This window comes from Candidatus Curtissbacteria bacterium (assembly GCA_024654445.1).
In the GTDB taxonomy this organism is placed as follows: Bacteria; Patescibacteriota; Microgenomatia; order Curtissbacterales; family GWA2-41-24; genus JANLHP01.
On sequence record JANLHP010000010.1, the window covers coordinates 1 to 11,372 of the forward strand.

The 11,372-nt window shown below is 42.7% G+C and carries 12 protein-coding genes and 2 tRNA genes; 7 read left to right on the forward strand and 7 right to left on the reverse strand.

Features of this window, described 5'->3' with window-relative positions; translation table 11 throughout:
- Positions 1-167: 167 nt before the first annotated feature.
- Entirely contained in the window at positions 168-1,271 is a 1,104-nt protein-coding gene (locus tag NUV69_00695; GenBank protein MCR4324192.1) for an amidohydrolase, read from the reverse strand.
- 666 nt (positions 1,272-1,937) lie between these two features.
- On the opposite strand from NUV69_00695, the gene NUV69_00700 reads away from it, so the two are divergent.
- From NUV69_00700 to NUV69_00715, 4 genes are all read left to right on the forward strand, one after another.
- Positions 1,938-2,010, forward strand: a tRNA-Arg gene (locus tag NUV69_00700).
- A gap of 802 nt (positions 2,011-2,812) precedes the next feature.
- Positions 2,813-2,886: transfer RNA gene (locus NUV69_00705), tRNA-His, on the forward strand.
- A gap of 57 nt (positions 2,887-2,943) precedes the next feature.
- A complete protein-coding gene (locus NUV69_00710; GenBank protein ID MCR4324193.1) occupies positions 2,944-3,375 on the forward strand; it encodes a DUF1801 domain-containing protein in 432 nt (143 codons plus the stop codon).
- A gap of 164 nt (positions 3,376-3,539) precedes the next feature.
- A complete protein-coding gene (locus tag NUV69_00715; GenBank protein MCR4324194.1) occupies positions 3,540-4,031 on the forward strand; it encodes a hypothetical protein in 492 nt (163 codons plus the stop codon).
- 12 nt (positions 4,032-4,043) lie between these two features.
- Here the strand turns inward: NUV69_00715 and NUV69_00720 are convergent, their stop codons facing one another.
- The gene (locus NUV69_00720; GenBank protein MCR4324195.1) at positions 4,044-4,907 is read right to left on the reverse strand and encodes an SGNH/GDSL hydrolase family protein; all 864 of its coding nucleotides are present in this window, start codon (positions 4,905-4,907) and stop codon (positions 4,044-4,046) included.
- Positions 4,908-5,022: 115 nt separating this feature from the next.
- Between NUV69_00720 and NUV69_00725 the strand changes: the two genes are divergently transcribed.
- From NUV69_00725 to NUV69_00735, 3 genes are read left to right on the forward strand one after another with little or no spacing between them, the layout of a single operon-like run.
- The gene (locus tag NUV69_00725; GenBank protein ID MCR4324196.1) at positions 5,023-5,778 is read left to right on the forward strand and encodes a hypothetical protein; all 756 of its coding nucleotides are present in this window, start codon (positions 5,023-5,025) and stop codon (positions 5,776-5,778) included.
- Between the two features lie 42 nt (positions 5,779-5,820).
- Entirely contained in the window at positions 5,821-6,390 is a 570-nt protein-coding gene (locus NUV69_00730) for a hypothetical protein (GenBank protein MCR4324197.1), read from the forward strand.
- Positions 6,391-6,416: 26 nt separating this feature from the next.
- Entirely contained in the window at positions 6,417-6,740 is a 324-nt protein-coding gene (locus NUV69_00735; protein ID MCR4324198.1) for a hypothetical protein, read from the forward strand.
- 1 nt (position 6,741) lies between these two features.
- On the opposite strand, the gene NUV69_00740 is transcribed toward NUV69_00735, so the two are convergent.
- The 5 genes from NUV69_00740 to NUV69_00760 form a co-directional block, all read right to left on the reverse strand.
- Positions 6,742-8,118, reverse strand: a complete 1,377-nt coding sequence (locus NUV69_00740) for an ABC transporter substrate-binding protein (GenBank protein MCR4324199.1) — start codon at positions 8,116-8,118, stop codon at positions 6,742-6,744.
- Positions 8,119-8,334 carry a preprotein translocase subunit SecG gene (gene secG / locus NUV69_00745; GenBank protein ID MCR4324200.1) on the reverse strand — a complete coding sequence of 72 codons (216 nt, stop codon included), beginning with the start codon at positions 8,332-8,334 and terminating at the stop codon, positions 8,119-8,121.
- A gap of 6 nt (positions 8,335-8,340) precedes the next feature.
- Complete coding sequence (locus NUV69_00750) at positions 8,341-9,339, reverse strand: YvcK family protein (protein ID MCR4324201.1); 999 nt, start codon at positions 9,337-9,339, stop codon at positions 8,341-8,343.
- A gap of 247 nt (positions 9,340-9,586) precedes the next feature.
- Positions 9,587-10,006: a phage holin family protein gene (locus tag NUV69_00755; GenBank protein ID MCR4324202.1), complete on the reverse strand. Its 420-nt coding sequence runs from the start codon at positions 10,004-10,006 to the stop codon at positions 9,587-9,589.
- Positions 10,007-10,048: 42 nt separating this feature from the next.
- Entirely contained in the window at positions 10,049-11,311 is a 1,263-nt protein-coding gene (locus NUV69_00760; GenBank protein MCR4324203.1) for a GIY-YIG nuclease family protein, read from the reverse strand.
- Positions 11,312-11,372 lie beyond the last annotated feature (61 nt).

Below are 11,372 nucleotides of genomic sequence, written 5' to 3' on the forward strand. Positions count from 1 at the left end.
TTATCGAACCCTTGGATTTTAGCTTTAGAAAGTTGTTAAAATGTTGTACAATCCAAGCCCATAAGGTGTTATCCTAACGGGAATCGAACTAGCCTTAAATTACTGTTTATCTTTGTCCGCGAGCAACCTCACTAATTAAATGAGAAACACGATGTATCTAACGGTGTTTATCTTTTTTGAAGTAAGCTCTCGGCATTTTTATAGGCATATTTTTCCTGTACTGCCGGGTTCAGTTGTCCAATGAACGCCCGCCCAAATTCTTCAAAGTACGCCTGAACCTCTGGGTCGTAATGCCAGCCGTAATGCCCGCGGTCGGTTCCCCAGAGGAACCTATCCGGGTATTTCTCAATCTTGCTCTTCCAGAAAGCTACTTTTGTGCTTAGCATATTCTGCCAGTTTTGTTTCATGCGGGCAATGAAGTCGGCTTTGGTCGTAGCCGGGAACACGGCGTCTTTCACAAGATCGATGTCTACGCTGTAATAGAAATTGGGATATTTATCAAAATAGGTGGCAAAAATAGTGCTTGCCCAGGGAAGATCTTCTGCGGCGTGAAGAAGGAATGTAGTATTCGGAAAATCCTGGAGCACCTTTTCATATGCATACTGCTGGCTCGCGGTAAGATGCATCATCACGATCAGATGATTCTTCTCCGCTATAGCATAGAGCTCGCGCATGGCGGGATCGTCGGGGTTCACTCCGTTATAGTGAGGCAAATAAAGCGAGATTTCCCCATACCCTTTGAACAGACCTTTATTAGCAGCAAGTACCGCATTTATGTTCGAAGGAACCACAGGATAGCCGGGGAACGATACAAGCTCAATAAAAGGACTCATCGTTCCTGGATATTGCTTGTCTAAATCCTGGGCGATCTGTACTGACGTATCTTTCAAATTAATGGGGATTCCGTAAAAGGCAAATACATTCTTAATACGGGTTTTATCACTAAAAAGACATGCCACATCTTGCCGCGGCACGTCCTGGTCAATTACTGGCGCATCGGGGTTGTTGGGAATTTTGAACATTTGGGGCATATGGAAATGATCATCAATAAGCGGGCCGGTATAATAAGGAGTGTTGCTGAATTGTCTTTGCAAAGGAGCCAGATTGCATGGGGCAGCAACAGAAGGGGCTTTGTCAAGGGGATTGAGATTGTTGATTTTTGGAAAACCGCCTACGGAGGATTGCCGGAAATACCAAATACTCCCTCCTATAGCAAGCACTGCTATCACAATGATTACCAAAATAAGTTGCGAGAATCCTTTTTGATTCATAAATTTATCATACATCAAAATACATTGGCCGTGAGTCGACAATAAGCCTAACCACTTTTTCTTACGAATGGCTCATGTTATTTCAATAGTTCTTCTATTGGAACACCCAACGTTTATTTAGATTTCTCTTTTGCGGCAACTTTGTATCGAAGAATTACTCCGTCAGTCTTTAATTGTCGTGTCTCAAGTAACTCCAAGCTGGTACCCTCTGTAGGAGATTGAACAAAGTGTTACCCGCGCCAAGAATAGTCGGCGCGAGACATATGCGGATTTCGTCCACAAACTTACGCTTGAGCAGTTCTGATGTTAAATATGCGTTGCCGAAAGCATAGATGTCCTTTCCCGGTTTATTTTTTAGAGTATTGATGGCTTCCTTAAAATTCTCTTCAAGAAGACGGCTGTTGTTCTACGTCGAGCTGCATAATCAAATCGAGAGTAATATAATAGTGAAGACCTATTTTTACTTTGGTAATAAGAGGAATTTACGGATCTTGGAGATATGATTTGATATAGTCATCGTGCTTAAATAGGCCCGAGCCAATTACGGTCCCCAGCTCCAAATGCCCGCATAGCTCAACGGATATCAGCTGCTGACTCCGTCAGCCCTGATATTTTTGAGTTATACTCAAAAAGAGAGCACTTGGCTCGGTAATTAAAAAACACTGGGCCCGCATAGCTCAACGGATAGAGCACTCGCGTTCTAAGCGATTGGTTGGGGGTTCGAATCCCTCTGCGGGCACTCGTCAGAACTAGACTTTTTGGTTTCATGAAGTTATAAATAACTCCGCTCAACCTTTAGTCTGTTCTTCCTTTCCAAAATTCTTCGAATTTTGGGATATTTGTCAAAATCCTTTGAATTTTGAAGAGGAGAAATGACGGAATGGTAAACGGTTCTGCATATGGCAGAATGTTTAAAGTGAAGTCCAAGGCCCGCAGTTCTGCATTGCAGAACGAGGACCGCATGGCACTGAATATTTCGACGAGGTGGCTGTAGCTCAGTCTGGTAGAGCGCTGGCTTGTGGTAAACATTTAGATTGGCATTTTAGTTTTCGAACTTTAACATGACGGGGTATGCCCTGGTTGGATTGCAGGATTTGTGGTAAGAAGTTTTACGGTAAGCCTAGACATATAAAGATTGGGTGGGGTAAATACTGCTCCGATAAATGCAAATTTGTGGCCCAAAAAAAGGGTATTAACGTATATTGCAGTTATTGTAAAAGATCTCTGTATAGAGCGCCCAGAGCTATGTCTAGGTCAAAAAGCGGGCTTTTCTTTTGCAACCGTTCTTGTCATGCCAGCTGGAGAAACACAAACATTCGCATTGGAGAAAATCATCCGAATTGGCTGACAGGGATAAGTGCTTATCGTAGAATTATGTTGAAGAGTGCAAAAGAATTAAAATGTGGTAAATGCGATTTAAATGATGAGAGAGTGTTAATTGTTCATCACAAAGATCGAAATAGGAGTAATAACGGTCTCTTGAATTTAGAATTATTATGCAGGAATTGTCATTATTTGAGGCACAATTTTGAGAAATAATGGTGGGTGTAGCTCAGTTGGTAAGAGCGTCCCCCTGTGAAGGGGAAGGTCGGGGGTTCGAGTCCCCTCACCCACCCACTTAATATAAAAAACTATGCCAAACATCAAAGGGTAAACATGGAGGTGAAAATAAATGAATAAAAAGCAAGTAGTCAACACGAAGTCCAAGACGTTCACGGACGAGGAACGAGCTGCGATAAAGGAGAGGGCCCAAGAGCTGGCGACTAAGACGGACGGGGAAAGCGCCGTGCTCGCTAAGATCGCCGAGATGCAGGGGTCTGATCGCGCCATGGCCCAGCGGTTCCATACTATTATAAAAGCCAACGCCCCAACGCTCATGCCGAAAACCTGGTATGGGATGCCTGCGTATGCAAATCGCGACGGCAAGGTCGTCTGTTTCTTCCAAAGCGCGCAGAAGTTCAAATCGAGGTACGCGACGCTTGGCTTTGACGACTCGGCAAACCTTGACGAAGGCTCCATGTGGCCGACCTCCTTCGCGTTGAAGAAGTTGACTCCCGCCGAAGAGGCTAGGATTGCCGCGCTCGTAAAGAAAGCGGTGGGCTGAGGACTGAGCTCGCAGGTCTAACCTTTTTAGTGCGTCTCGCTAAGGGTCTAAATTTGGACTTTCCGATTTTAGCATTGCTGGGAGAGTACTGTAATAAGTCCTGCGTCGTTCGGTAGCCTACCCAAATTTCCGTTTAAGGCTATCACCTTGCTATAATCCCCAACATGTCAAAAGAAGGTTCGCCATGGGATCAGGCATTTCGCGACGTGCCGAGGAGATGGTACGAAGTAAATCCGTGGGTTAATCGCGCTTTGTCGGTAGGTAGCGCTTTGTTGATAAACTTCGCGAACGAACGGACAATCGATGCTGATTCTATTCCTGCAGGTGTTGCTTCCGCGAGCTTTTACTTACTTTGGGCTTTTGCAGACAGATACTCTACTCGCGAGATCCTTAAAGAAAACATAAAAGCAGCAGAGGTCGGAATACAGGAACTTTACACAGAATCGAACCCTTTAACACCCGACCTCAAAGATCCTAATAAAGCGATAACAAGCAAACGGTGGTTTGCTTTAGATTCCGCCGCAACTACGATTGCCGTTTTAGTGCCAGGGTATGGCGTGGGCTTCGGGCTGAGTGAAGCTCATGCGACTTTTAACAATTGGAGAATCAGAAAGAGAACTAAGAGAGCGATCGAAATTGCCCAAGCCGAAAAGTGAATGATCTTACTATTACCTCGGTAAAATTTGGTTTTCGTAGATAAAGTTGGCGATTTCGTGGCCAATGAAGTCTACTCCTTCGAATGACGGATGAATATAATCGTTGGGATTAATGTATTTTAAGTCTCCATCGCCTTGCTCATTTTTCGATTTCTCGTAGATGTTAACAACTGGAATATTATGAGATTTAGCGTAAGCAATATGATTTTCTATGTACGCCATCCTCTCCTCCGCTTGTTTGACTCTTGCTTCGATCGGAATATCGACAATTACTTTTTTGGCGTAGTTTTGTTTGTTGGGTGCAATCGTTGCGACAAAAACAATTGCGGAATTTGGCTTCGTCGTAATTAATGTCTCCATAAGCTTGTTTAGTTCTTCTGTTTGCTTCTTGATCCCCTCCTCTGTTCCGAACTGGGACAAGGGGTTATATCCGAACGATTCGACCAAGATTAGATCAAAATTCCGAGAAAGAAGCGGCTCGAAGGTTGAATCCCAGTAGGTAGTTTTTTCTGTTAGTTGTTTGTCTATTTCGAGAATACTCATAGACCTTGCATAATTGTCGATCACGACTCCGATGTTATGAGGCTTGTATAGCACGTTTATAAATTCGCTGAAAGTTCCGCCATTTGGGCCGAGCGCGTGAGTCATCGAATCGCCGACCATAACGATGCTGTATTGACTTTTCTTTGCGATTTTAGGAGAGGTATAAGTCTCGAAAATAAATGGTGAGGGTGAAGGGACTAGGGTTTTTGCATCTCCCGTTGTTCGATTTGGATTATTGAGACCTGGAACTTCGGACTTTACTAGATAATACGACCCGACTGTTATTGCGATTGCCGGAAGCAGGAGCGCGAGGATTGGGGCAAAACCTTTCATTCTTTAAATATATCAAAGATGGCTGCAGGCATGTTGGTAAAACCGGCTATTTTTAGCATTGTTTTGGCCCTATAGTTTGACTATTTTTAGAGTCACATTGTATAATTATGGCCCTATGGTCGAAGCCTCAAATGTTTCTTCCGAAGTTGGCCATCTTGTCGAGGCCTTAAGGACCTTGACCGTTCCAGCCAAGTTGGACAGACAACTTCTTTTAGAGCAAGTAATATCATCTAAACAATCTAATCAAGATTTTGAATATCCTACTTTTGACGAGGTCGAGCAAGCTCAGCTTGCCAGAATTGTGGACGTTTTGTCGGGTCAAGAGACAGCCCATCTCGCTGAAGGGGGCTTTATAACGCTTGCCATGATCAGGCCGAGTGCTGATGGTAGCGAACCTAAAAGTGAGCTTTTTGGACTAACCGATAGTGAAGCTGCTCAAAGGATAATTCAGACGATTATTGATGAACGCGGTGAGGACTTAGAGCCAATTTTAGTTTTACCTGTGGTTTTTTCTAGCGAAATGGTGGAAGAGTTTTATAAGGGTGAACCGAAGGCTAATCAGGAAAAAGTTGCCCCTATTCGTGACCCAAACCGTGAGAGGTTCCAAAATAGGTGGGAAGAGTTCGTTGATTTGATGTTAAGCGGACCTTCGACGGTTGTTATCTTTTACTCCCCTGATGCTCTAGCTGTTGAAAGGTGGAGAAAAGTACTGGGGAGAAACTGGAGAGTGAAACAAAATCCTCCGGATACTATACGTTATCGATTTGCAAAGGCTGACACTCACAATAATATTGGGCACGGAAGCGACTCGCCAGGGTCAGTACAGAGAGAGCTAGGGATAATAGTTGATCATTTAAGATCAAAGTTGTAAATTAGAGCAAAGGGCATATCAGTAAAGTAGCAAATTTAAGCTATGAAGGAAGCAGTTAATCCACTGCCTGATATTAAAAATTACCTGAGCAGAACTCTCGAAAACGAGGGTTTTGTTTTTTATGATAAACCGGGCGCTGACTCAAGCACAGGCGTTCCTGGTAGATGGCTGCTTCGATCAGAACCTGCGTCCAGGTTAAAAACTTCAGATTATGTTTTAAACCCGCAAACAGGTCAAAATGCTTCTTATGGCGTTTTCCTTGCTAATTCGTTTGCAGCACTTCCAATTCATCCTGATTGCGCATTTTACTTATTCGAGCGTGATTTGCTTTCGACAGTCTGGTTGACCATTGGCTCTGCCGATTGGAACGAGAAGATTAAAAAAGTCTGTGAAGAGAAAGGTTTAAATCCTGCTTCAATTTCTGGCTACGATGTTGCAGAAAGAACTTTGTACGAGCAGAATGCCACTTTTAGTCCCAGGACGGATATTTGCACAGTTCCACGGTGCGTGGAGGCGGTGGAAGCAGTGAAAGTTTACATTCCGCCATCAGCGGAATCTATTACAGAATCTATATGGTGGGGTGTTAGGGGGAAGTTAGGCAAGGTTGCTTAGGTGATCGAGATTGCAACAGTTTCAGAATGATGAGTGAAAAACGTGACGAGGTCGACCTTCGTACATATGCTTATCCCGAGACACATCGGTTTCTACTCGACGCAATAGCCGAAGGAGCCCACTTAGTCGAGCCGGATAATCCGCGACTGGAATGGACACGAAACAAAAATATACTCGGCATTTACTTCGGGTCAAAGGCGAGTGCGGAGGATATTGGAAAAATGTATGGTATTTCTGGATCAAGGGTGAAGCAAATAATCGCATCCACAACTCGCAGGTTAATTCGAAATTCTTCGCCGGAGTTGAGAGAAAGAAGAGGCACGATCCTCTTCATTAAGCGTCAGTTTTAGATTATTGATCCGGCAATTTGTCCAGCAGTGGTTTGGCGTTTTTGTAAATGACTTGGTATTTGTAGGGGTGGTATAGGAATGCAGCCGGAGTTTCGTCTACTAGAACCCTTTGAAAATCCTGGTAAAGTTCTTTTCTTTTTTCGTCATCGTTTGTGTCCCTTGCATCTTCTAAAAGTTTATCGATTCTTGGGTTTTTAAATTTAGTAATATTGGTAGATTTTTGAGTAGAGTGCCAAAGGCCGTATTGGTCGATATTACTAGAAACCTCGTTGATTGCCAGAAGAGCTTGGAATTCGCGAGGAAGGGCTTTCTCTTCTTTTATGTTTGTAGTTACACCAATATCTCCCCAATCTTCTTTGATCGAATTTGCGATGTCTGTGAATCCACCGATTACAGAAAGCGTTATTGTGGGATTCGTGGAGCCTGATTTGGCGAGTAGCTCTTTAGCTCTACCTGTATTGTAATCGAACCTTTTGACCTGGTCGTTGTAGACCCAACTTGAAGGCGAATTGGGGCCAGAGGCACTTTCGCCATCAAATGCCGATTTGTCTATCGCATGGGTTAATGCCTGTCTAAGTTCCTTTGACGTCAGGTTCGGATCTTCTGTGTTGTAGAAAATAGTGATTACTTCTTTTTCCTCGACGGTTCTTTGAACTTCTAGATTAGGCCACGAATTGAATATGCTCGCGTTTGCAACCGCAGCAGATTTAACTTCGCCCATTTTAATGGCTTCTGTTAGCTGATCTTCCCTTTGGTAAAACTTGATGTCGACTTGAGGAAGATTTTTGTCTTTAGGCGCGAGGCTTATTTTTTGGATTATTTCGTCCGACCTGTCGAGGTCCACAATTCGATAGTGTCCCGTTCCGTAAAACGATTCGGCTTTAAAAACCGGTCTGTTTAAGGCATTGGGGAAAGATGATATTTTATTGGGCAATTTGAATTCGATCGCTTTATTGTTAAGCGCTGTAATTTGCACATTTTCGATTGCGATCCTTATGTCTTTTGCTTCAACTGGTGTGTCATCGTGCCATCTTAAATTGTCTTTAAGGAAGACGACATATGTTTTGCCGTCTTCGGAAACCGTCCAGTGAGAAGCAAGCGCGGGTACAGGTTTTCCCGACTCGTCGACTGCGATTAAAGGTTCTGTTGCAAGATTTAAGATTTCTGCGGGAACGTCTTCGAGTGTGTAGGAGCCAGTATAGCCAATTGTTAAAACATTGGATCTTGCCATTTTGGACCAAGTGAAGCTAAGCAGCCAGATAAATGCCGCAATGGATACGAGTCCGATAAATACTCTTAATTTGTATCTGTGGAAGTAAGCTTTGGTGAGATTAAACCAGAATTTAATCTTTCTGACCCTTGCTTTTGGTGAGATCATTTAGACCACAACCTGAATTAGGGAAAGGACAAGGAATGAAAAACCCAGAAATATAGTGAGATAGATAAAAAGCTTTTCGACTCCCCTTTTAGACCGATAGAATCCTCCTTGGCCTCCGAAAGCGCCAGAAAGGCCGGAGCCTTTAGCCTGAAGCAAGATTACCGTAATAAGGGAAGTCGCGACTATTATTTGAAGAATAAACAATAAGTTTTGCATTTTATTTTAGATGGTGCTTTCTATATATTTTGCGACTTTCCCGCTATCGTGATACAGGGGATACGAGCTGTTTACAAAATCATCTCCTGTGATTTCGTCTTCGTAGCCTTTTAGGTTTTTAATATCGTATTCCACGTAAGTATATTTTAGTTTTTTTGGTATTTGTGCGTCGGTGTTGGTATTTGCGAGTATTCTATCAAATATTTTACCCCCAAGGTGTCTTTCGAGGGCTTTCAGGTAATCGGATACCTTAAAACCTGCTGTTTCGAAAGGCTTATTTGTTGTGTTTACAATGAAGATTTTTTGAGCAGTTGATTCTTTTAGTTCTTTTGTAATTTCGGGAACGATTAGAACTGGAATAACCGTGGTAAAAAGATCTCCAGGGCCCGCGATTATTATGTCTGCTTCTTTGATGGCTTTAACGGCGCCGCTATATGCTTCTATATTTGGTGGGTCGAGGTGAACTTCCTCGAGCACTCTGCCGTCGCCGTACTTACCAAGATCCATGTTTTGCTCGCCGTAAACTTTTTTCCCTTTTTTAGTTTTTCCCCAGATGTTAACGTCGCCTAGAGTTGCGGGAAGTACTTTTCCTTTAGCAGAAATAATTTTGGAAAATTCAACGAGGGCTTTGGTTGTGTCCCCTTTATAAATGTCTGTCAGCGCGACGAAAATAAGGTTACCGAGCTTGTGGCCGCCTAAATCAGTATCCTTGCCGTATCTTTTACCCGCAAAGCGGTAGAGAAAAAGCTCGGTTAGAGTCGATTCTTCTTCGGAAAGCGCGGCTAGACAGTTGACAAGGTCTCCAGCGGGGGGAACGGAAAACGCGCGTCTTAGACGCCCTGCAGAGCCTCCATCGTCGGCCATAGAGACGATCGCGGTCAGATTATATGGATAGCTTCTAAGCCCCTTTAATATCTGTGCAGTCCCAACACCGCCACCGAGGCAAACTACGTTTAAATTCTTGGGTGGGAGCTCTAGATAATGCCTGAAAAATTGTCTAAACACTAGGGGTAATGATACCAAATTTCGAAAAAAGTAGCACAAGATTAAATTCTAAATCACAAATTCCAAAACTCAAATAAATTTTAAACTCTTAATTCTTAATTTATATTCAATTTTAAAATGATTTAATTTCGTAAAATTTAAACATTTAGATTTGATTAAAAATTAGAAATTTTAAATTAGAAATTATTTGAATTGTTTGGTATTTAGTGCTTGGTTTTTTGATTATTGATTCCAAGCTTGCGGAATCTTACTCAAAAATGAGGTGAAGTATCTTTTGGATGACCGTAATTATTGCTGCAACTGCCAGGATTGCCAAGGGTAGAGTTAGGTTGACAGGAGGAATTATAACTCCCTGAAAGTTGGCTCCGGGGAAGTCATATGTGCCTATTGAAAAGCCGGGCAGAAATCTTGTGTAGGCGAAAATTAAAGCTAGGTTAAGTCCGAACGAAACAAAGGAAATTGTAAGAATATTGATAGGGATGAGGACTAGAGAGAAAATTGGACGGATAATAAGCGCGGTTATTATGAAGCCCCCTATTACGATCGGAAGATTTTTTGGGTCTTGACCAATGTTTATTGTCGGGACGAGGGTGAATGCAATATAGAATGCGAGGGAAGAGATTATTATTGATTTTAGGATGTGGCGCATGGACAGATTTGTGTTCACATTTATATTAGCAAAAAACTTGTAAGTGGAACAATCAGAACACTACTTACTGATCATGTCTTTTGAGCGAAGCAGGCGATGGTAGGTATTGGCGAAGCGGTGAGCTTCGTCGCGGAGCGCTTGAACGAGTTGGCGGGCAGGACTTTCTTTCGGGAGGCTAATTGGAAGAACCTTGTCTTGGGTGTAAATTTCTTCGAGTCTTTTGGCGAGGCCAATTATTTTTACACTCTTTATTTTGTATTTGATTGCTATTGAAAGTGCAGCATTTAATTGCCCCCTACCTCCGTCGATAATCATAACGTCAGCCAGCGGCCAGTCGTTTTTGAATCTTCGCGCTAGCACTTCTCTGTGCATCTCATAATCGTTAGGCTTATGGGTAAATTTGATTTTGAACCTTCTGTATTGATCCTTGGCTACTTTTCCATTGACAAAAACAACCATTGAACCGGTCGCTAATTTTCCCGAAATATTTGCAATGTCATAGCACTCGATTCTTTTGGGAATTTTGGGGAGTTCCAGGACTTCTTGAAGATCTTTCAATCTGGTCAAGCTCAGGTCATCGACGAGTGCCGGGTTTTGGAGGAATTCTTGAGGAGCGTGATATGTAGTCGTAAGATACTGGAGTCTTTCGATTTTCTTTTTGATATCCTGGGCTTTTTCGAATTGCTGAGCCTTGGCGTAGGCGGTCATTTCGTGCGTTAGATCGCGAATTAGAGATTTTATGTTTCCCTTAAGTAGTTTTTTGATTCTCCGGATATTTTTAAAGTATTCGGCTTTTGCTTCTTCTGATTGATAAGGATAAGGACACAGGCCGAGATGTACGTAAAGGCAAGGTTTTTTGGGATTCTTGTGGTGACAGTACGGAAATATTCTCCTTATGATCCGCAGAATTTCCTTGGTGACCTTAATGGATGGAAAGGGGCCGACGACGAAGTTTTTTCGTGATGGTTTTTCTTTTCGAACGAGGGTGACAAGTGGGATAGGGTCGTTTGTAATCTTGATGTAAATTGGGCTCTTGTCGTCTTTGGCTTCGATATTGAAAAACGGTTTGTGCTCACGGATTAACTCTGCTTCAAGAAGAAGTGCTTCGAACTCGGAAAAAACCTTAATGTGGTCGATCGATCTTATTTTTTTGACGAGCAGATCGGTTTTGGGCCCAAGATTTTTATTCGCGAAATAAGAAGAAACTCTTTTTTTTAAAGATACGGATTTGCCAACGTACAGAAGTTTGCCTTCATCGTCGTAAAATTTATAGATGCCGGGTTCATCCGGCAAGACGGCAATTTGTGCCTTGATACTTTTCATGGATTTTCTATTTTACTCTATTTTGGTGAGCCAAAGGAGTAAAAACGGGAGATTTAAGGTG